14 protein-coding genes, 1 tRNA gene and 1 riboswitch are annotated in these 20,982 nt (G+C 71.0%); of the genes, 10 read left to right on the top strand and 5 right to left on the bottom strand.

The annotated features are described in order from the left end of the window. The first annotated feature begins 93 nt into the window (after positions 1–93). The 9 genes from IEY78_RS27155 (at position 94) to IEY78_RS27115 (ending at position 10,967) form a co-directional block, all read left to right on the top strand. Positions 94–1,329 carry a cytochrome P450 family protein gene (locus IEY78_RS27155; protein WP_189102635.1) on the top strand — a complete coding sequence of 412 codons (1,236 nt, stop codon included), beginning with the start codon at positions 94–96 and terminating at the stop codon, positions 1,327–1,329. A 236-nt stretch (positions 1,330–1,565) separates the two neighbouring features. Further along, positions 1,566–2,612, top strand: a complete 1,047-nt coding sequence (locus IEY78_RS27150) for a LysM peptidoglycan-binding domain-containing protein (RefSeq protein ID WP_189102627.1) — start codon at positions 1,566–1,568, stop codon at positions 2,610–2,612. Positions 2,613–2,863: 251 nt separating this feature from the next. Continuing rightward, positions 2,864–3,030, top strand: a riboswitch (cyclic di-AMP (ydaO/yuaA leader). 7 nt (positions 3,031–3,037) lie between these two features. Beyond that, the gene (locus IEY78_RS27145) at positions 3,038–3,712 is read left to right on the top strand and encodes a transglycosylase family protein (RefSeq protein WP_189102625.1); all 675 of its coding nucleotides are present in this window, start codon (positions 3,038–3,040) and stop codon (positions 3,710–3,712) included. Positions 3,713–4,050: 338 nt separating this feature from the next. Further along, positions 4,051–5,337 carry a phosphopyruvate hydratase gene (gene eno / locus IEY78_RS27140; RefSeq protein ID WP_189102623.1) on the top strand — a complete coding sequence of 429 codons (1,287 nt, stop codon included), beginning with the start codon at positions 4,051–4,053 and terminating at the stop codon, positions 5,335–5,337. 158 nt (positions 5,338–5,495) lie between these two features. Continuing rightward, positions 5,496–5,948: an FtsB family cell division protein gene (locus IEY78_RS27135; RefSeq protein ID WP_189102621.1), complete on the top strand. Its 453-nt coding sequence runs from the start codon at positions 5,496–5,498 to the stop codon at positions 5,946–5,948. A gap of 96 nt (positions 5,949–6,044) precedes the next feature. Continuing rightward, positions 6,045–6,617, top strand: coding sequence for a DUF501 domain-containing protein (locus tag IEY78_RS27130; RefSeq protein WP_189102619.1), 573 nt, complete (start codon positions 6,045–6,047; stop codon positions 6,615–6,617). Beyond that, the gene (locus tag IEY78_RS27125; protein ID WP_189102617.1) at positions 6,614–7,594 is read left to right on the top strand and encodes a Ppx/GppA phosphatase family protein; all 981 of its coding nucleotides are present in this window, start codon (positions 6,614–6,616) and stop codon (positions 7,592–7,594) included. Before IEY78_RS27130 ends, IEY78_RS27125 begins: the two co-directional genes overlap by 4 nt. Positions 7,595–8,044: 450 nt before the next feature. After that, positions 8,045–9,433: an NAD(P)/FAD-dependent oxidoreductase gene (locus IEY78_RS27120; RefSeq protein WP_189102615.1), complete on the top strand. Its 1,389-nt coding sequence runs from the start codon at positions 8,045–8,047 to the stop codon at positions 9,431–9,433. Positions 9,434–9,632: 199 nt separating this feature from the next. Beyond that, a complete protein-coding gene (locus tag IEY78_RS27115; protein ID WP_189102613.1) occupies positions 9,633–10,967 on the top strand; it encodes an SAM-dependent methyltransferase in 1,335 nt (444 codons plus the stop codon). Between the two features lie 69 nt (positions 10,968–11,036). Here the strand turns inward: IEY78_RS27115 and IEY78_RS27110 are convergent, their stop codons facing one another. Further along, complete coding sequence (locus tag IEY78_RS27110; RefSeq protein WP_189102611.1) at positions 11,037–13,601, bottom strand: ABC transporter permease; 2,565 nt, start codon at positions 13,599–13,601, stop codon at positions 11,037–11,039. Between the two features lie 48 nt (positions 13,602–13,649). Next, positions 13,650–14,432, bottom strand: coding sequence for an ABC transporter ATP-binding protein (locus tag IEY78_RS27105; protein ID WP_189102609.1), 783 nt, complete (start codon positions 14,430–14,432; stop codon positions 13,650–13,652). Between the two features lie 470 nt (positions 14,433–14,902). Between IEY78_RS27105 and IEY78_RS27100 the strand changes: the two genes are divergently transcribed. Further along, a tRNA-Leu gene (locus IEY78_RS27100) sits at positions 14,903–14,987 on the top strand. Positions 14,988–15,840: 853 nt separating this feature from the next. Here IEY78_RS27100 and IEY78_RS27095 read toward each other — a convergent pair. From IEY78_RS27095 to IEY78_RS27085, 3 genes are all read right to left on the bottom strand, one after another. Beyond that, the gene (locus tag IEY78_RS27095) at positions 15,841–16,551 is read right to left on the bottom strand and encodes a class I SAM-dependent methyltransferase (protein WP_189102607.1); all 711 of its coding nucleotides are present in this window, start codon (positions 16,549–16,551) and stop codon (positions 15,841–15,843) included. Between the two features lie 206 nt (positions 16,552–16,757). Further along, entirely contained in the window at positions 16,758–17,927 is a 1,170-nt protein-coding gene (locus IEY78_RS27090; RefSeq protein ID WP_189102605.1) for a glycosyltransferase, read from the bottom strand. Beyond that, positions 17,927–20,773: a bifunctional glycosyltransferase/CDP-glycerol:glycerophosphate glycerophosphotransferase gene (locus IEY78_RS27085; protein ID WP_189102633.1), complete on the bottom strand. Its 2,847-nt coding sequence runs from the start codon at positions 20,771–20,773 to the stop codon at positions 17,927–17,929. The genes IEY78_RS27090 and IEY78_RS27085 overlap by 1 nt, the downstream gene beginning before the upstream one ends. Between the last annotated feature and the right edge of the window lie 209 nt (positions 20,774–20,982).

The following is a 20,982-nucleotide window of genomic DNA, read 5'->3' as shown; positions in this document are numbered from 1 at the left end:
ACCCCCGCCGCGGCCGCCCACGCCACCGCCCGCCGCCCCGCCGCCGCGGCCGCCGAGCCGGCCCCCGAATCCGCGCCCGAGCCCCCTCCCGAGCTGTTCACCTGGGAGTTCGCCGCCGATCCGTACCCGGCGTACGCCTGGCTGCGGGAGCACGCGCCGGTGCACCGGACCCGGCTGCCCAGCGGCGTCGAGGCCTGGCTGGTGACCCGCTACACCGAGGCGCGCCAGGCGCTCGCGGACGGCCGGCTGTCCAAGAACCCGGTCCACCACAGCGAGTCCGCGCACGGCAAGGGCAAGGTCGGCATCCCGGGGGAGCGCAGCGCCAACCTGATGACGCACCTGCTCAACATCGACCCCCCGGACCACACCCGGCTGCGCCGGCTGGTCTCCAAGGCGTTCACCCCGCGCCGGGTCGCCGCCTTCGCCCCGCGCGTCCAGGAGCTGACCGACCGGCTCATCGACGGCTTCGCGGAGCGCGGCGAGGCCGATCTGATCCATGAGTTCGCCTTCCCGCTGCCCATCTACGCGATCTGCGACCTGCTGGGCGTCCCGCGCGAGGACCAGGACGACTTCCGCGACTGGGCGGGCATGATGATCCGGCACGGCGGCGGACCGCGCGGCGGCGTCGCCCGCTCCGTGAAGAAGATGCGCGGCTACCTCGCCGAGCTGATCCACCGCAAGCGCGCGACCCTCGGGGCCACCGCGGAGCCCGACGAGGACCTGATCTCCGCGCTGATCCGGGCCTCCGACCACGGCGAGCACCTCACCGAGAACGAGGTCGCCGCGATGGCGTTCATCCTGCTCTTCGCCGGCTTCGAGACCACCGTCAACCTCATCGGCAACGGCACCTACGCGCTGCTGTGCCACCCCGCCCAGCGCGAGCTGCTGCAGAAGTCGATCGAGGCCGGCGACCTGGACCTGCTCGCCACCGGCATCGAGGAACTGCTCCGCTACGACGGCCCCGTGGAGCTGGCGACCTGGCGGTTCGCGACCGAGGAGCTGACGCTGGGCGGCGAGCGGATCGCCGCGGGGGACCCGGTCCTGGTGGTGCTGGCCGCCGCCGACCGCGACCCGGCGCGCTTCGACGAGCCCGACGTCCTCGACCTGACCCGGCGGGACAACCAGCACCTGGGGTACGGGCACGGCATCCACTACTGCCTGGGCGCCCCGCTCGCCCGGCTCGAAGGGCAGACCGCGCTGGCGACGCTGCTGACCCGGCTCCCGGACCTCCGGCTCGCCGCGGAACCGGACGCGCTGCGCTGGCGCGGCGGGCTCATCATGCGCGGACTGCGGTCACTGCCGGTGGAGTTCACCCCCGAGCGTCCCTGACCAGCGGCAAGGTCATATTTGACAGCGCGTCAGCCGCGTGACCATTGCGTGATCTGCGCTACACCGACTTGTGACTACCCGTGACCCCGGCTACCTTTCGACCGACGATCGACGGCTTCATTCGATCGGCCGAAGCGGGGGAGCGGTGAACCGGTGTATTGGTGCTGCCCTGCCCGCCCCGGCCGGAAGTCCGTCGGAAGCTCGTCCGACAACTCCACCGCGCGAAAGGCATCCGCATGCGTTCCGGGAACGGCCGACACCGTCGCCCCCGTCAGGCACCGGCCATCTTTGTCACCGCGGGAGTGACCGGCGCGGGCATCGCCCTGCCGCTGCTCGGCGCGAGCGGCGCCCACGCCGCCGACACCACGACCTGGGACAAGGTCGCCCAGTGCGAGAGCGGCGGGGAGTGGAGCGCGGCCGCGGGCAACGGCTTCTACGGCGGCCTCCAGCTGACCCAGGAGTTGTGGGACACCTACGGCGGCTCCGCCTACGCCTCGCGCCCCGACCTCGCCAGCCGCGCCCAGCAGATCGTGGTGGCCCAGTCGATCCTCGACCACCGCGGTCCGGGCGTGTGGACCAGCTGTGCGACGGACGCCGGGCTGGCCCGCGACGGCCGCGCGCCGGAGGTCAATCCCGGCAGCACCGCCACCCCGGAGCCCGACCCGTCCGACGACGCGGACACCACGGACCCCTGGGGCTCGTCCGGCATGCACGACGGCTCGCAGTCCGCGGGCGGGCAGGACGACCCGGGCGACGACCCGGGCACCGGGCCGTCCGACGGGCCGACGCCCTCGCCCGACGCCACGGACCCCGGCGGCGACGACCCGTCCGGCACGCCCGACCCGTCCGGCTCGGCGGCGTCCGGCGACGGGCACGCGGACCCCTCGCCGTCCGCCGACCCGTCCGACGCCGGCAGCCGCCCGGACACCACCGGCACGCCGCGCGAGACGCCCGCGCAGGGCAGGCACCGCGGCGGTGCGGATCACAAGGGCGGCGACGGCGGCCGGGACGGCCGCACCGGTCAGAACGGCCAGGACGACCAGGGCGGCCAGGGCGACGGCGCCGGCAGGGCCTCGCGGGGCGGCGAGGCGCACCGTTCGGGCCCGGCGGCCGGCGGCGACTACACCGTGCGCCCGGGTGACAGCCTGTCAGCCATCGCCACGGCCCACCGGCTGGCCGGCGGCTGGGCCGCCCTCTACGACCGCAACGAGGGCGTCATCGGCTCCGACGCGGACCTGATACAGCCCGGCCAGGTGCTCGATCTCGGGCGGAACGCAGGCTAGTTCGTCCCCCTTTGCCCCCTTTGGTGAAAGTGAGACAAGGGTCTCGTTGACCTCAGGGGGCCCGGGACCGTCCGGCCCCGGCGCACCGGGCCCCACCTGCGGAGATGTGTCCCGGTCGTGATCGAAATCGGTCAACTTGGCGCAGATGGTGGGGTTTGAACACCACGGGGGTTGCTGCTTAACGTCAGGACCGCTCGCCAAAGCGGGCCCTCCGGTCGCACGCCGAATCCTGCCGGTGACCGGGGGCAGTTGACGCGCAAGCGCCGTAGGCAGGAGCGGGGGAACCAAGGTAAGTGCCGGCCCCGCCCGCGGAAGCGGGCGACCGGCTTGGGGTGAAGCCACGTGCGATGCGCACACGGCCGGGCCACTCACAGCCCGAACCCGACAGCTCACCTCGCAGGCGTCGGTGAGGAAACGAACGAACCATGCTGATCAACAAAGGCAAGCACAGTCGTCCCTCCAAGGCCGTCCGCGTCGCCACCCTGGCCGGCATAGCCGGTGCGGCCGTGGCCGTCCCGCTGATGGGCGCCACCTCCGCCTCCGCCGCCTCGGTCTCCACCTGGGACAAGGTCGCCCAGTGCGAGTCCGGCGGCAACTGGTCGATCAACACCGGTAACGGCTACTACGGTGGCCTGCAGTTCTCGAACTCCAGCTGGGCCGCCGCCGGCGGTACCCAGTACGCGGCGCGCGCCGACCTGGCCTCCAAGAGCCAGCAGATCGCCGCCGCCGAGAAGCTCCTCGCCATCCAGGGCCCGGGTGCCTGGTCCTGCGCCGGTGCCGGCAACCTGACCGCCGGCGGTCCCGCCGCGAACGTCGACACCTCCGGCTCGCAGACCAAGTCCGCCCCGCAGCAGGACTCCGGCAAGACCGAGTCCAAGCCCGAGGCCAAGAAGGCCCCGGCCGCGCCCGAGAAGCGCGCCTCGCGCTCCACCGAGCGCAAGTCGCTGGGCCACGGCAACTACACCGTGAAGGCGGGCGACACCCTTGCCAAGATCGCCAAGGCCCACGGCACCAACTGGAAGTCGGTCTACGAGGCCAACAAGTCGGTCATCGGCGGCAACCCGAACCTGATCATGCCGGGCCAGAAGCTCAACGTCTGAGCCGTTTCCTCACCGGAACTCCTGCCGGCCCGAGCGGCGGGCCCGCTTCCTCCGTGAGACAACCCCGTCCGGCGCGCCCTACCCCCCGGCGCGCCGCGGCGGGGTTTCTCACACCCCGGCCCGCACCGGCGGGATCCACCGCCGGCGCAGGCCGCTGACCGGCACCGTTCCACGGCGTCGGCCGGTGCGCGAGCAATGCGGTCAAAGGTCCCGTGAACAGGGCCTTTGGGCTCTTCCTGCCGTAATTCCGTCCCACGGAGCGGGCCAAGGGCAAGCTCACGTGCCCGGGGCCGTTAGGCTCGTGCCGGAGAACTCCAGACACCCACGAAGGAGACAACGTGCCGTCCATCGACGTCGTCGTAGCCCGCGAAATTCTCGACTCGCGAGGTAATCCCACGGTCGAGGTCGAGGTCGGCCTCGACGACGGCAGCACCGGCCGTGCCGCCGTGCCCTCCGGTGCCTCCACCGGCGCCTTCGAGGCCATCGAGCTCCGCGACGGCGACCCGAACCGCTACCTCGGCAAGGGCGTCGAGAAGGCCGTCCTGGCCGTCATCGAGCAGATCGGCCCGGAGCTGGTCGGCTACGACGCGACCGAGCAGCGGCTGATCGACCAGGCCATGTTCGACCTGGACGCCACCGACAACAAGGGCTCGCTCGGCGCCAACGCCATCCTCGGCGTCTCCCTCGCCGTCGCGCACGCCGCCTCCGAGGCCAGCGACCTCCCGCTGTTCCGCTACCTCGGCGGCCCGAACGCGCACGTCCTGCCCGTGCCGATGATGAACATCCTGAACGGCGGCTCGCACGCCGACTCCAACGTGGACATCCAGGAGTTCATGATCGCCCCGATCGGCGCGGAGTCCTTCTCCGAGGCGCTGCGCTGGGGCGCCGAGGTCTACCACACCCTCAAGAAGGTCCTGAAGGAGCGCGGGCTGTCCACCGGCCTCGGTGACGAGGGCGGCTTCGCCCCGAACCTGGGCTCCAACCGCGAGGCCCTGGACCTGATCCTGGAGGCCATCAAGCAGGCCGGCTACGCGCCCGGCCAGGACATCGCGCTCGCGCTGGACGTCGCCGCCTCCGAGTTCTACAAGGACGGCACGTACCAGTTCGAGGGCAAGGACCGCTCGGCCGCCGAGATGACCGAGTACTACGAGGAGCTGGTCGCGGCCTACCCGCTGGTCTCCATCGAGGACCCGCTGTTCGAGGACGACTGGGCCGGCTGGAAGGTCATCACCGACAAGCTCGGCGCCAAGGTGCAGCTGGTCGGCGACGACCTGTTCGTCACCAACCCCGAGCGCCTCGCCCGCGGCATCGAGGAGGGCTCCGCCAACGCGCTGCTGGTGAAGGTCAACCAGATCGGCTCGCTGACCGAGACCCTGGACGCCGTCGAGCTGGCCCAGCGCAACGGCTTCAAGTGCATGATGTCGCACCGCTCCGGCGAGACCGAGGACGTCACCATCGCCGACCTCGCCGTCGCCACCAACTGCGGCCAGATCAAGACCGGCGCCCCGGCCCGCTCCGAGCGCGTCGCCAAGTACAACCAGCTGCTGCGCATCGAGGAGATCCTCGACGACGCCGCGGTCTACGCCGGCCGCTCCGCCTTCCCGCGGTTCCGCCACGGCAGCTGACCCGCGGCGCCCCGCCGCCCCGGGCGACCGCGGCGGCAGGGGCTGAACGGGCGAGGCAACCGCCCGGCACCCCGTACGTCCCCGGCAACGGTCCCGTACCGTTGCCGGGGACGCGTCTGCTTCAGCAGTCAGGCGTCCGTCAGTGAAGGGGAGACGACGTGCCCGCGGACCGGTTCTCGACCGCCACCCGACTCAAGGCGCTCGGCGAACAGGCCGCCGCCCGCGTCTACCGCGCCCGCCCGCCCCGCCGCAACCGCCTCACCGGCCGCGCCGCCCTGCTGGCCCTGGTGATGTGCTCGCTGGTCGTCGCGCTCGCCTACCCGATAAGGCAGTACGTCTCCCAGCGCTCCGACATCGCCGACCAGCGCCACCGCGCGCGGCAGGCCGGCGCCGCCCTGGAGCGGCTGCGCGAGCAGCAGGCCCGCTGGCAGGACCCGGAGTACGTCCGCCAGCAGGCCCGCCGCCACCTTCACTACGTCATGCCGGGCGAGACCGGCTACCTCGTCCAGGACGGCTCCGGCACCGGCTCCGCACCGAAGGGGCCGCGGGCCGCGCAGCGCCCCTGGTACGAGAATCTCTGGGACGCCGTCGACTCGGCCGACAAGCGGTAGGGCACGGGCCCGTACCGCCGGCGGGCGCCGCCCCGTACTGTCGGACGCGGGACGGTCCGCCCGCCCCGCTCACCACTCACCTCACCGAAAGCGCACATGGACACGCCCCCGCCCCAGACCGAGCCCACCGAGCCCACCGCCGCGGACATCGCCGCCTTCAAGGAGCAGCTGGGCCGTCCGCCGCGCGGGCTGCGCGCCATCGCGCACCGCTGCCCCTGCGGCCAGCCGGATGTCGTCGAGACGGCGCCGCGCCTGGAGGACGGCACGCCCTTCCCCACGCTCTACTACCTCACCTGCCCGCGCGCGGCCTCCGCGATCGGCACGCTGGAGGCCAACGGCGTGATGAAGGAGATGTCCGAGCGCCTGGCGGCCGACCCCGCGCTCGCCGCCGCCTACCGCGCGGCGCACGAGGACTACATCCGGCGGCGGGACGCCATCGAGGTGCTGCAGGGCTTCCCGAGCGCCGGCGGCATGCCCGACCGGGTCAAGTGCCTGCACGTCCTCGTCGGCCACTCGCTGGCCGCCGGGCCGGGCGTCAACCCGCTCGGTGACGAGGCCCTCGCGATGCTCCCGGAGTGGTGGAAGAAGGGGCCGTGCGTGACCCCCTGCCAGGACACCGGGGCCAAGGACACCGAAGCGCAGGACGCCCCCGAAGGAGACGCCAGGTGAAGCGGGTCGCCGCCATCGACTGCGGTACGAACTCCATCCGGCTGCTGGTCGCGGACTGCGACCCGGCGACCGGCGAGCTGACGGACCTCGACCGCCGGATGCAGATCGTCCGGCTCGGCCAGGGCGTGGACCGCACCGGACGGCTGGCGCCCGAGGCACTGGAGCGCACCTTCGCGGCCTGCCGCGAGTACGCCGCGGTGATCAAGGACCTGGGCGCCGAGCAGGTCCGCTTCGTGGCCACCTCCGCCTCCCGGGACGCGGAGAACCGCGCGGACTTCGTCCGCGGCGTGGTGGACATCCTGGGCGTCGAGCCCGAGGTGATCACCGGCGACCAGGAGGCGGAGTTCTCCTTCCAGGGCGCCACCAAGGAACTGAGCGGCCGCACCGATCTGGAGCGGCCGTTCCTGGTGGTCGACATCGGCGGCGGCTCCACCGAGTTCGTCCTCGGCGACGGCTCCGTCCGCGCGGCCCGGTCGGTCGACGTCGGCTGCGTCCGGATGACCGAGCGGCACCTGGTGCACCCGGCCGCCGGCCGCGGAGCCCCGGCGGGCACCTCGCACGCCGCGCTCACCGACCCGCCCGCCGCGGAGCAGATCGACGCCATCAGGACCGATGTCGCCGTCGCGCTGGACCACGCCGAGCGGACCGTCCCGCTGGGCGAGGCCGCCACGCTCGTGGGCCTGGCCGGCTCCGTGACCACGGTCGCCGCCATCGCGCTGGGCCTGGACCACTACGACTCCGCGGCCATCCACCACTCCCGGATCCCGCTGGCGCAGGTCCGCGAGACCACCGCCCGGCTGCTGTCCTCCACGCACGCCGAGCGCGCGGCCATCCCGGTCATGCACCCGGGCCGGGTCGACGTGATCGCCGCGGGCGCGCTGGTGCTGCTGTCGATCATGGAGCGGGTGGGCGCCGCGGAGGTCGTCGTCAGCGAGCACGACATCCTGGACGGCATCGCCTGGAGCCTGGCCGGCTGAGCCGGCGCGCGGTGCGGCAGGGGCCTAACGGCCTCTGCCGGCTGGCCCTTTGAGCGGGTGGGGTGCCCGTCCGAGCGCGATTTCCGGGTCCTCGGGGGGTCTCGCGGACGGGCCCGCGGAGAAAGTTCGTGAAATCCTTCACATGAAAAAACCGCTCCTTGGACGAACAATCTGATCGTCCGACCCGCATTCGAAGGTTACGGGGCCTCTCGACCCGGAGAATGCGCGGCGTCCGGGGAGTTGGCGAGGGGCGTGCACAGGCCGTGGTCCAGCCGCCCGGAGGCCGACAATCCCTGATCAACAGGGGTCTCCAACGCCTTGTGTGGCACGGTGGTTCCCTCTTGAACTATGGCGTCGGTCACGGAGCCGGCGGAGTGTAGCAGATGCCCTCCAGGTGCTTGTGAAGGGGCTCACGAGCGACCCCCCATGTGGGGGTGGATACTCGATTGCATGAGCACCACGGAGCGTCCCAGGATCCTCGTCGTAGGCGGTGGGTACGTAGGCCTGTACGCGGCACGCCGCATTCTCAAGAAGATGCGGTACGGCGAGGCGACCGTCACGGTCGTCGACCCGCGCTCGTACATGACGTACCAGCCCTTCCTCCCTGAAGCTGCCGCCGGCAGCATCTCCCCCCGCCATGTCGTGGTGCCGCTACGACGTGTGCTGCCCAAGGCGGAGGTGCTCACCGGCCGGGTCACCACCATCGACCAGGACCGCAAGGTCGCCACGATCGCCCCGCTGGTCGGCGAGGCGTACGAGCTGCCCTTCGACTACCTGGTCATCGCGATGGGCGCGGTCTCCCGCACCTTCCCGATCCCCGGCCTGGCCGAGAACGGCATCGGCATGAAGGGCGTGGAAGAGGCCATCGGCCTGCGCAACCACGTGCTGGAGCAGCTCGACAAGGCCGACTCCACGACCGATGAGGAGGTCCGCCGCAAGGCGCTGACCTTCGTCTTCGTCGGCGGTGGCTTCGCCGGTGCGGAAACCGTCGGCGAGGTCGAGGACATGGCCCGCGACGCCGCGAAGTACTACAACAACGTGAAGCGCGAGGACATGCGCTTCCTGCTGGTCGACGTCGCCGACAAGATCCTCCCCGAGGTCGGTCCCAAGCTCGGCGCGTACGGCAAGGAGCACCTCGAGAGCCGCGGCGTCGAGGTCTACCTCAAGACCGGCATGGACTCCTGCGTCGACGGCCACGTGAAGCTCAACAACGGCCTCGAGGTCGATTCCAACACCATCGTGTGGACCGCGGGCGTCAAGCCGAACCCGGCGCTGTCCCGCTTCGGTCTGCCGCTCGGCCCGCGCGGCCACGTCGACGCCGCCGCCACCCTCCAGGTGCAGGGCACCGACTACATCTGGGCCGCCGGCGACAACGCGCAGGTGCCCGACCTGGTCGGCCGCAAGGCCGGCAACCCGAACGCCTGGTGCCCGCCGAACGCGCAGCACGCGCTGCGGCAGGCCAAGATCCTCGGCGACAACGTGGTGTCCGGGATGCGCGGCTTCCCGCAGAAGGAATACAGCCACGCCAACAAGGGTGCGGTCGCCGGTCTCGGCCTGCACAAGGGCGTCGCGATGATCGTCATGGGCAAGATGAAGATCAAGCTCAAGGGCCGTCTCGCCTGGTACATGCACCGCGCGTACCACGGCATGGCGATGCCGACGTTCAACCGCAAGATCCGGGTCTTCGCCGACTGGACGCTGGCGATGTTCCTCAAGCGCGAGGTCGTCTCGCTCGGCGCCATGGAGAACCCCCGCGAGGAGTTCTACGAGGCGGCCAAGCCGGCCCCCGCTCCGGCCGCCGCGGCCGACGCCGACAAGGCGAAGGCCAAGGCTTCCTGAATCCCCGGTCGGGTACTCCGACCAGCCCGAAGGGCGTCCGCCATCCGTGGGGCGGGCGCCCTTTGGCGTGTCCGCTCTGGCGAAAAGCAGCCGGTTTGCGGTTCCCTTACGTGCGAACGGGACTATCCGGGCGCCCCATTGGCGTTTGCGTGGTGGGTGAAACTTTTTTGCCCGACTCGTCAACACGGAGGTGTGCGACATGGCCGACGCCGCTGGACGGCTCACCAAGCTCGCCGAGGAGGTGCTGGGAGCGCCGCTTCCGGTGCGCATCCGCGCCTGGGACCGTAGCGAGTCCGGCCCGCCGGGGGCGCCCACACTCGTCATCCGCCATCGCCGCGCGCTGCGCCGGATGCTGTTCAAGCCGGGCGAGCTGGGCCTGGCCCGCGCCTGGGTGGCCGGTGACCTCGACATCGAGGGCGACCTCTACGCCGCGCTCGATCTGCTCGCCGGACTGATCTGGGAGCGCCCCGGCGGCGGGGGATCGCCGCGCGCCGCCGTGCTGCGCGCCCTGGCCCGCCCGGAGATCCGCGCCGCCGCCCGGGAGCTGCTGGTCCTGGCCGGTGCGCCCGTGCCGCCGGCCCCGCCGGTGGAGGAGGTCAGACGGCGCCGCGGACCGCTGCACACACTGCGCCGCGACAAGGCGGCCATCAGCCACCACTACGACGTCGGCAACGACTTCTACGCCCTGGTGCTGGGCCCGTCCATGGTCTACTCCTGCGCGTACTGGGGGACCGGTGACGGCGCCGGTGCCTTCACGCTGGAGGACGCCCAACACGACAAGCTCGACCTGATCTGCCGCAAGCTCGGCCTCCGCGAGGGCCGGCGGCTGCTGGACGTGGGCTGCGGCTGGGGCTCGATGGTGCTGCATGCGGCCCGCGAGTACGGAGTACGGGCCGTTGGCATCACGCTCTCCGAGGAGCAGGCGACCTTCGCCCGCAAGCGCATCGCCGAGGCCGGGCTGGCCGACCGGATCGAGATCCGGGTGCAGGACTACCGCGAGATCCACGACGAGCCGTTCGACGCGATCTCCTCGATCGGGATGGCCGAGCACGTCGGCCGGACGCGCTACGCCGAGTACGCCGACGCCCTGTACGCCCTGCTCAAGCCCGGCGGGCTGCTGCTCAACCACCAGATCGCCCGGCGCCCGATCGTCGACGAGGAGGCCTACCGCGTCGACGAGTTCATCGACCGCTACGTCTTCCCGGACGGCGAACTGGCCCCGCTCGGCCGGACCGTCGGCCAGCTGGAGGACGCCGGCTTCGAGGTGCGCGACGTGGAGGCGATCCGGGAGCACTACGCGCTGACGCTGCGGCGCTGGGTCGCCAACCTGGAGGAGCACTGGGACCGGGCGGCGCGCCTGACCTCCCCGGGACGGGCGCGGGTGTGGCGGCTGTACATGGCCGCGTGCGCGCTGTCCTTCGAGCGCAACCGCCTGGGCGTCAACCAGGTGCTGGCGGTACGTACACCGGACACCGGGGACGCGGGGCAGCCGCTGCGGGCGCGCACCTGGCGCCCGGTCGCACCCGGCGCCTGAACGGCGGCCGCCCGCCCGCCCCCGGAAGAAGGGAGCGGGCGGGCGGACCGGGAAGCCGGGTGGCGCCGGCTATTCGGCCTTGATGGCCTCCAGCATGTTCAGCCGCGCCGCCCGGAGCGCCGGCCACAGGGCCGCCAGCACGCCGACCAGTCCGGCCAGGCCGAGGAAGACGGCCAGTTCGCCCCAGGGCAGGACCAGTTCGTAGGTGGGCAGTCCGCCCTCGATCAGCTTGCCGACCGCCCAGCCGAGGAACACCCCCAGCCCGATACCGAGCACCCCGCCGAAGAGCGAGATGATCAGCGACTCCAGCCGCACCATCCGCTTGATGCCGAGCCGGTCCAGGCCGATCGCCCGCAGCATGCCGATCTCCTGCGAGCGCTCGAAGACCGACATCGCCAGGGTGTTGACCACCCCGAGCACCGCGACGACCACCGCCATGCCCAGCAGGCCGTAGAGCATGTTCAGCAGGATGGTGAACAGCTTGGAGACGGCGTCGGCGATGTCCTGCTTGTCCGAGACGGTGAGGGCCGGGTTCTTGCCGAGCGCCTTGACCAGCTCGTTCTTGTGCGCGTCGGTGGCGCCGCCGTCCATCGAGACCAGCAGCTGCTGGGTGGTGGTGCGCTTCTGGTGCGACGCCAGGGTGTCCTTGTCGAGGATGATGCCGTCGAACATCTGGTTGCCGTTGTAGACGCCCGAGACGGTCAGGTCGGCCTTCTTGCCGTCGGGGAACGTCACGGGGAAGCGCGAGCCGGTCTTCAGACCGTGGTCCCGGGCGGTCCCGCTGTCCACGACGACCCGGTCGCCGTGCAGGCTGCCCAGCGATCCCTTGGTGAAGTCGAGGTTGCCGAGCGAGCCGAACGTCTTGCCGTCGACGCCGACCACCATGGACGCGCCCTTGCTGCCCGCGCCTGCTCCGGCGCCGACCCGGACCATGTCCTTGCGCATCGGGCTGACCGCGGACACCCCCGCCGCGCCCTTGACCTGCTTCTCCGCGGTGGACGGCAGCGGCTGCCCCTCGCTGCTCATGGCGATGGAGTAGTCGGCCTTCAGCGAGGAGGCGGCCACGTTGTTGATGCCCGTCTCGACACCCTTCGCGATCACCGTCATCCCGGTGATCAGCGTCAGGCCGATCATCAGCGCCGAGGCCGTGGCGGCCGTACGGCGCGGATTGCGCAGGGCGTTCTGCCGGGCGAGGAGGCCGGAGATACCGAAGCCGCGCAGCACCGGCCCGCCCAGCGCGATCAGCGGACGGGACAGCAGCGGCGTCAGCACGAACACGCCGACCAGCAGCAGCATCCCGCCGAGGCCCATCATGTACCGGCTGGTGTTCTTGCCGTCGTCCAGGGAGATGGCGACCAGGACCGCGGCCGTACCGGCGCCGGCGAAGAGCGCGCCGATGGTGTTGCGGACCACCAGCGACTTGGTGGTGGCCGCGGCGTGCACGCTGTTCATCGCGGCGACCGGCGGGATCTTCGCGGCGCGCCGGCCCGGCAGCCAGGCGGACAGCACCGTCACGGCGATACCGACGCCCAGCGAGACCAGGACCGTGGTGGCGGTGACCTGGAGCGGCCCGTCGGGGAGGGCCGCGCCGTCGTTGCCTCCCAGCGTGCGCAGCACCGCGCCGATGCCGATGCCGGCGACCATGCCCGAGGCACCGGCGATCGTGCCGACCACGAGCGCTTCGAGCAGCACCGAGCGGGTGACCTGGCGGCGGCTCGCGCCGACCGCCCGCAGCAGCGCCAGCTCCTTGGTGCGCTGGGAGATCAGCATGGTGAAGGTGTTGGCGATGATGAAGATGCCGACGAAGAGGGACACACCCGCGAAGGCCAGCAGGGCGGTCCGCATGGTGTCCATCGAGGTCTTGTTGCCCTCGGCCTGGTCGTCGGCGAGTTCCTTGCCGGTGGTGAGGGTGCCGCTGTCCCGGGGCAGTGCCTTGCCGACCGACTGCTTCAGCGCGGCCTGGGACGTGCCCGGCGCGGCCTTGACGTCGATCTCGCTGAATCCGCCGGGCACCCCGAGCAGCTTCTGGGCGGTCTTGGTGTCGAACAGGGCAAGGGAGCCACCGGACATGCCCTGGCCGCCGCCGGTGGTGAAGATGCCGGTCAGCTTCTGCTCGCGGACCGGTCCGTCGACGGACATCCGGACGGTGTCACCGACGTGGTAGCCGCCCTTCTCGGCGGTGTCCTGGTCCAGCGCGAACTGGTCGCCGCGGGTGGGGGCGGCGCCCTCCTTCATCGGATAGCGGGCGTCCTTCCCGTCCTTGCCGGGGAAGTAGTTGCTGCCGCTGCCGCCCTGGCCGATCAGCTTGCCGCTCTTGTCGGCGATCCCGGTGGGGCCGTTGACGATGCCGGTGGCGAAGGCGGCGCCGGGCGCCCGGCGCACCGTGTCGAGCAGCTTGGCGTCGAGCCGGGGGTTCTCGGGCTGGACGCCCGGGACCGTGTCGGACGCCTGGGGGTTGAGGGCGACGTCGATGTCGTCGTAGCTCTTCTGGGAGCTGTTGCGGAAGGCGGTGGAGAGGGTGTCGGTGTAGACCAGGGTGCCGGACACGAAGGCCACGCCGAGCATCACGGCGAGGACGGTCATCAGCAGCCGGGCCTTGTGCGCGAGCACATTGCGCAAGGCGGTACGGAACATGGGCTCAGTCCTGGAGGAGGGGTCCGGAGTGCGGGCGGCGGCCGCGGGTCAGCTCGTGCGGCGCTTGCTGTCGAAGCCCTTCATCCGCTCCAGCACCAGGTCGGCGGTCGGATCGGGCATCTCGTCGACGATCTTTCCGTCGGCGAGGAAGACCACGCGGTTCGCGTAGGAGGCGGCGACCGGGTCGTGGGTCACCATGACCACGGTCTGGCCCAGCTCGCGCACCGAGTTGCGCAGGAAGCCGAGGACCTCGGCGCCGGAGCGCGAGTCGAGGTTTCCGGTGGGCTCGTCGGCGAAGATGATCTCGGGCCGGGAGGCGAGCGCCCGGGCGACCGCGACCCGCTGCTGCTGGCCGCCGGAGAGCTGGCTGGGGCGGTGCTTGAGGCGGCCGGAGAGGCCGACGGTCTCCACGACCTGGTTCAGCCAGGCGCGGTCCGGCTTGCGGCCCGCGATGTCCATGGGGAGGGTGATGTTCTCCAGCGCGGTCAGGGTCGGCAGCAGGTTGAACGCCTGGAAGATGAAGCCGATCTTGTCGCGCCGGAGCTGGGTGAGCTTCTTGTCCTTCAGCCCGGTCAGTTCGGTGTCACCGATGCGGGCCGAGCCGCCGGATATCGAGTCCAGTCCCGCCATGCAGTGCATCAGCGTCGACTTGCCGGACCCGGAGGGGCCCATGATCGCGGTGAACTGGGCCTGGTGGAAGTCGACGGAGACCGCGTCCAGCGCGACCACCTGGGTCTCGCCCTGTCCGTAGACCTTGCTGAGATCCGTGGCACGGGCAGCCACCGCGGTGGCGTGCTGGGCGCGGGATACGCCGGAGTGGGTGGTGGTCACGGGAAACGAGCTCCTGTCGGTGGAGATGCCTGGCACGGTGCCCGCGAGGGCGCCTGCCGCGAAGCGGAAGCGGACATTTCCATCGTGGGTCAGGAGCCGCCCGGGGACGTCAACCCTGGTGACCGTCCTGGGCGACCCCTGGGGCGTAGCCATGCGCACGGCGGTCATCCCTGGGGAGGAGACGGCCCCTGATCCCGCTGCTGCACCCGCAGCATCCGGGGGAGCGGGAGCGGCGCCGCGACGGGGGCGCCGAGGGGGCGTCGAGTTTCCGTCAATTCGGGCATGAATTTGCACTCGGGGGCTTCCCCGTGCAAGTGGGCTTCAGGCATGTGCCGAAGGCCTGTACCGGGCGCTGATGCTCACTCAGTTGCCAATAAAATAAGACAACCTCGGGAAGAGCGGCCGAACTGCGTCGTGCGCTGCGGGCTACGCTCGTGCTGCCCTCTTTGAGGTGGCATGGGGGATCCCAGGCCCGGATGGTGGAATGCAGACACGGCGAGCTTAAACCTCGCTGGCCTACGGGCCGTGCCGGTTCAAGTCCGGCTCCGGGCACCACCCAAAAGGCGATTTTGGGTGAAGCGTCAACGAATCGCGAATTGCTGTACGCCTTCCCCTCGGAGCGCGGGAAGCGGCCCGGGTATCCGGGGCCACGGCACGCGGGTCCGGGCGCTCGGGCGCGGACGCCGGGCGCGCCGTACGGCAGTTGGCCCGGTCCGCAGCAAGGCGCCCGGACCTTCCGTATGTTGCCTCGGGCACCCTTCACCGCCGTCCGGTCCCGCGCCGGGGTCGCGGGCGCCGTGTGAGAGGCACTCAGAAGTCCTTCGAGCCGCCATGGGCACGGAGTTGACGGCTCATCGGGACACGTCGCGGCCCGGCCTCGCGGGCTCCGCTTCGTGCCGCCGCAGTCCGCCGCCGTGCGCCGCCGTCGGGTGTCCGGCTCCCTCCTCCCTTCGTACGAGGGCGGGCCGGACGGGCGGCGGGTGCTGCCGCCGGTGAGGAGGTCCGGGCGGACGGGAGCACGGGTGCACGGCAGGCGCGGCCCGGGCCCGTCCGGCGGCCCGCACAGGGGTTTCCGCAATTCCCGGGCGTCGCGGATTCGTGCCCTTTCGGCGGCACCGGCCGTGGCATGTGCGGGGCGGCAAAGGCAAATGCCTTGTGATGCCGTCCCGGGATGCCGATCTTCCTTCTTCGGCACGTGTGTTTGATACCCGCGCCTTCGTCTTGCCGGGCCCCGCGCGCACTCACTTCGGCAGACGCCGGCCGCCATTCCGGGCCGCTTCGGAATTCCGTTCGCGGGGAATGCGCGGCGGGGTGCGGGCATGCCGGGGCGACCCTGGTCCCTGTCGGGGGACCCGGAGTCGGGAGTGGGGGGCCGGGAGCCGGCGGAGTAGGGGTGCCGGCGGGCGGGTCAGGCGGTGGCCGCCGGGGTGGCGGGGGCGGTCCGTGGCGCGGGGGCCCGCAGCGTGTGGACCTGCGCGGGAGGGAGGTTGCCCCACACCGTGGAGCGGTGGACGCCGTAGCGGTGCTCGAAGTCCGCCATGACGGCGGTGACCGCACGGTGGCGGGCCACCTCCGTGCGGCGGCTGAAGACGGTGCGGGCGGCCTCGGTGCCGAGATAGCGGAAGTACGTCAGATGCCCGCCCGGGGTGAGCGCGGTGAAGTACCGCTCGAAGATCGACTGGACCACGTCCGGCTCGAAGTTCGCGAAGGGCAGGCAGGAGACGATGATGTCGTAGCTGTGCGGGGCCAGCCGCATGTCCGTGATCGACTCGGGCACCAGCCGGATCTGCGGAGCGGCCCCGGCCAGATCCGGGTCCCGGTCCATGGACTCGGTGAGCAGCCGCACGAAGCTGGGGTTGATCTCGACGACGTCCAGCTGGTCCGCGGGGCCGACGAGCCGGGCCAGGGCGCGGGTGACCGTGCCGGTGCCGGCGCCGACCTCCAATATCGCGGCGGGGCGGCTGAGCTTCCGCTCCCGGAGGGGGACCGCGAGCCGGGAGGCCAGCCGACGGCTGCTGGGAGCGATCGCTCCGGTGAGGCGCTGGGTGCGGGTCGCCTCCTGGAGGAACGCCAATCCTGCGGACGGGCGCCAGGGCGCACTGGTCTGCGTCAGATCCATGCGCACACGCTAGGGGGCGGATCAATTCCGGCCAATGGTCGGACCGAGTCGCCGGAACGCCGCCGACCGGGGCCGGAGGGTCCCTCCGGCGCGGCGGTGCCCCCTGATACCGCGGAAACAGCGGCCCCCGAGCGCCGCACAGGGCCCGGTGTGAGAGGGGCCACCCGCCGGGGCACGTGACCTCTCTCACACCGCAAGCGTCCGGTTCAGCGCTCCACGAGCGCGAACAGACTCTCCCAGCGGCCGACGATCTCCTCGGTGGAGAACCGCTGGATGTTCTCCCGGGCCGCCTCGCCCATCGTGTCCCGCAGGTCCTTGTCGGACATCAGGGTGTCCAGGTGCCGGGCGAATTCGGTGATGTTGCCCGGAGGGGCGAGCAGCCCGTCGACGCCGTCCGAGATGATCTCGTGGACACCCGGCGCCACATCGAAGGCCACACACGGGACGGCGGTCGCCATCGCCTCCATGGGAGCCAGCGGGAAGCCCTCGCCGCGCGAGCTGAGCGCGAACACCGCGCTCTCCCGCAGCGCGCCGGGGACGTCGGCGGTCCTGCCCCGCCACTCGACCGAGTCCACGATGCCCAGCTCCGCGGCCTGCTTGCGCAGGGCGTCCGCCTCCTCGCCGGAGCCGTAGATCCGCAGCGTCCAGTCCGGATGCTGCGGCGCGACCCTCGCCCAGGCCTCCAGCAGCAGGTCCACGCCCTTCTCCTCATGGAGCCGGCCGATGCTGACCACGCACTTGTCGGAGCGGTCCGAGGGGACCTCGGGGAAGAACGGCAGCGGGTTGGGCATGAAGCCGACGTTGTCCATGCGCTGCCGGATCCAGCGGTCGGCGTCCTCACGGGTGAGCGTCAGCATCCGGTCGACATCCGCGTAAAACCGCTTGACCCGGCCGAAGCGGGACGACTTGCGGCAGGTGTCGAAGGACTCGTGGCTCATCCCGATCACCGTCAGCCCCGCGGTGTCGGCCAGCGCGACCCACTCCATCGCCCACACCTGGGTGACGATCACCACCCCGTCCGGCTCCGCCGCCCGGAACAGCGCGCTCATCTTGGCGGCCTGCTCCCGCATACCGGCCTCGCGGGCGGCCCGGCGGCGCTGCTCGACGACGTTGAGCTTGTCCTTCAGGCCGCGCACGGGGCGGACCTGGGGCGGGTGCTCGGTGTAGAGCGTGGTCGTGCGGAACGGGACGTCGGGGGCGAGCTCATGGGCCCGGCCCTCGGGAGCCGGCACCACACCGATGAGGTGCACCCGGTGGCCGCGCTCGCTGAACAGGCGGGCCATCTGGTGCGACCAGCTGGTGATGCCGCCCATCTCGTTGACGCTGTTGGAGACGAAGAAGATGTCCCGCGGTGCGGCTGCGTTCGACTTGGTCATCAACGGCTCCACTGCGCGAAAAACTGATCGACGATGCTCTTGGCGGCGTCGCCCCGGTCGTATTCGCCGAACTTGGCGACGAATTCCTGGCGGCTCTTCGCGTATTCGAGAGCCTGCGACTCGAACGACTTGATCGCCTTGTGGAAATCGTCCTCGGTGCGGACCACCGGGCCCGGTGCGTGCTCCAGCAGATCGAAGTAGGTGCCGCGGCCCTCGTGCACGTACTCGTCGTAGTCGTAGGTGAAGAACACCAGCGGCCGGTCGAGCAGCGCGTAGTCGAACATCACCGAGGAATAGTCCGTGATCAGACCGTCGGCCAGCTCCAGCAGGGGGGTGACGTCATGGTGTGCGGAGACGTCGATGACCCGGCCCTCGACGGTCGGCGGCAGCACCACGTGATTGAGGTAGTGCGAGCGCACCAGGAGGACATAGCGGTCGCCGAACTGGTCGGCGAAACGCTCGATGTCAAAGGGCAATTCGAAGCGTCCGTGCCGGCCGCCCGCCTTGCGGAAGGTCGGTGCGTACAGCAGCACGGTCCGGTCCTCGGGAATTCCCAACTCCGCGGCCAGCGGCCCGCGTTCGCGCCGCCCCAGCCGCACTTCCCGCTCCCGGGCGCGGACCAGGGCGTCATTGCGCGGGTAGCCCACCCGCAGCAGGGTCTTCTCCTTGAGCCGGAAGGCCTTGGCCAGGGTGTGCACATCGTGCTCGGAGCGGATCAGGAAGCGGTCGAAGCGGTCCAGCGACTGCTGCTGCTCGGCCTGCTGCTGGCGGGTCTGCGCCTTCAGCGACGGCTGGTCGAAGCCCATGTTCTTCAGCGCCGAGCCGTGCCAGGTCTGGAGGTAGGTGGTCTCCGGGCGCTTGGTGAGCTTGAGCGGGTAGCTCTGGTTGTCGACCCAGAACTCCGCCTGCGCCAGCGCCTTGAGGTAGGGCAGCGACCAGCGCTTGACGAGGGTGGCGTCCTTGGGGAAGTCCTTGGGGGACCCGGCGTACGACCAGATCGCCTCGAAGTCCAGGCCCTGCCGGCGCATCTCCTCGTACAGGGCGCGCGGGCTGTCGCTGTACTGCTTGCCCAGGTGGCTCTCGAAGACCACCGTGCGCTTCTTGACCGGCAGCCGGCTGAAGACCTCGTGATAGGCGCGGAGCTTGTTGTCGCCGGAGGTGACCTTCTGCCGCAGCGCCTTCGCCTTGCGGTAGCCGGTCTTGGCCAGCGTCCCGGGCCTGCCGCGCACCCCGCGGGTGATCAGCTCCTGCACCCGCTCGGCGTTGCGGCCCTCGCTGACCAGGCCGAACGCCAGATGCCCCTTGGCCGAGACATGCGGCTGGAGGTGGTCGGCGACCATCCGCGTCAGCCGCGGCCGGACCGGCAGCCCGCCGGACAGCTCGGTGTCGGCGACGGTGAGCCGGGTGGTGGTGCGCTCCCCGTTCACGTCCAGGCGCAGCCGTACGTCCCAGATGGTGTCGACGATGCCCAGCGGGCGCAGCTTCGCGGTGAGGTCGGCGGTGGTCTCCCAGTGGATGCTGTCGCCCTCGTGGCGCAGCACCCGCACGGGGAAGTGGAAGGACTGCAGGCTGCGCCGGCGGGCGCTGAACTCCAGCTCGCCCTTGAGCGTCGCGTCCGGCGGGATGACGCCGAGCGGGTTGGTGATCTGCCCGGTCAGGGCGACCGAGCGGCCGGAGGCGCGGAAGCGGGTGAGCTGGTTGCGCAGGAACAGCCGGCCGACGGACTTCTCGTGGTAGCCGATGTCGGTCACGTCCAGCACTCCGCGGCCGAACGGGTCCTCGAAATGGCCGTCGCACCAGTAGATCCGGCCGTCGTGCTCGGCGAGCGGGGAGGAGAGCTTGTCGCGGTTGATGAGGGTGTCGACCGCGGGGATCAGGTGCTCCCAGTCACCCTGCTGGAGCAGATACGCGCAGATGGCCTGTATCGGCTGCACGCGCTCGTACGCCTCGGGGGCGATGCCCTCCAGATATCCGCGGGAGAGCTCGGCGAACTCCTGGCGGTAGGCATCGTCGCGGAACGGCAGGTCCCGCAGGTGCAGCACCAGGTCGTGCTTGAGGAATTTCACGTCCTTGGCGAGCCGCATCTCGTCCAGTCCGCGCTCCGCCAGCAGGGCGTCGATACGCCGGTGGATCTCCAGCCGGTGCGTGTAGTTGGTCATTTCGTGCCGCCGGTTCGTCACCGACTTCACGGCGGCCTGCTCATGCACGTGCCAGAAGTAGACCTGATTGGGAATCAGGGTGATGCGCCGCGCCGCGAGATAGGCGTCGGCGATAAACATCAGGTCCTCGTAGAACATCCCCTTGGGGAATCGCAGATCATTCTCGATCAGGAATTCACGGCGATAGCACTTGTTGGTGGAAAGGGTGTCCCATACGAACAGGTCCGGCAATTCCGTGACGGATTCCAGTGTGCGGGTCGTGGAATAGAGCCAGGAATACCACTCGTCGCGCTTCTGGTTGCGGGTGTCCTTGTGCAGGCGTACGCACAGGCCGGAGACGATGTCCGAGTCGGTCTTCTCGGCGGCCTCCAGCATGTTCCGGCACGCATTGACCTCCAGGACGTCGTCGCTGTCCAGGAACATGACGTACCGGCCCCGGGTGTGCTGGATTCCGGCGTTGCGCGGCTCGCCCCCGGCGCCGCTGTTCTCCGGCAGCTGGAAGGCTCTGACCCGGCCGGGATGGCCGGCCGCGAGCGCCTGCGCCACTTCGAAAGAACGGTCGGTGCTGCAGTCGTCGACGATCACCACCTCGACGTCCCGGAGCGTTTGGTCCAGCACGGACTGGACCGCGGTCGGCAACCGGTCGGCGTCGTTGTAGACGATGACGACTACTGAGACGTCAGGCACAGGCACCTCAACCCTCTTTCGCTACAGTTTCCCGCCAGAATAGCCCCATCTGCACCCTTGTAAGGCAACGCATAGCGCTCATAGCGCTACGGATCGTGAGCCCTGGGGCTCTCGGGAAGGGGCGCTCCGGCGTTCGGACCTTGACCATGTGTCAGCCCTGCAGATCCACCCACCAGGGCGTGCTCCGGCCGGCAGGGAAGACGGGCACT

The sequence above is a fragment of the Streptomyces kronopolitis genome (genome assembly GCF_014646275.1).
In the GTDB taxonomy this organism is placed as follows: domain Bacteria; phylum Actinomycetota; class Actinomycetes; order Streptomycetales; family Streptomycetaceae; genus Streptomyces; species Streptomyces kronopolitis.
This window is presented reverse-complemented; position numbering and strand designations above follow the sequence as displayed.